The organism is Pseudomonas sp. SIMBA_068, from assembly GCF_046534705.1.
GTDB lineage: Bacteria > Pseudomonadota > Gammaproteobacteria > Pseudomonadales > Pseudomonadaceae > Aquipseudomonas > Aquipseudomonas putida.
In genome coordinates this window covers 1-244 of sequence record NZ_JAWRYI010001380.1, presented here as the reverse complement: position 1 = coordinate 244, position 244 = coordinate 1, and the positions used below count along the sequence as shown (strand labels likewise).

Annotated in this window: 1 protein-coding gene; it reads right to left on the bottom strand. The window is 50.4% G+C overall.

Annotated elements, in window-relative coordinates; all coding sequences use genetic code 11:
- The coding region (locus SB756_RS34140) for a pyruvate formate lyase family protein (RefSeq protein WP_410913763.1) at nt 1–244 on the bottom strand (244 nt) is incomplete at both ends.

The following is a 244-nucleotide window of genomic DNA, read 5'->3' as shown; positions in this document are numbered from 1 at the left end:
CAGGCTGTTGCCGAGGTTGGCAATGCCGACCTGCAGGCCAGAAACCCAGTCATATTTCGCGCCGCCTTGCTTGATACTTTTTGCTCGCTCAATACAGTCATCCACCAGCGCCGAGCAGAGAATATCGTGCACGTTCTCTTCCAGCATGGTGTCGACGACATATTCGATTTCGATTGATTTGCGGGTGTAGTAACGGATTTGCGTATCCCACGCGTCCATTACTTCATCGAAGTTGTTGAAGTTA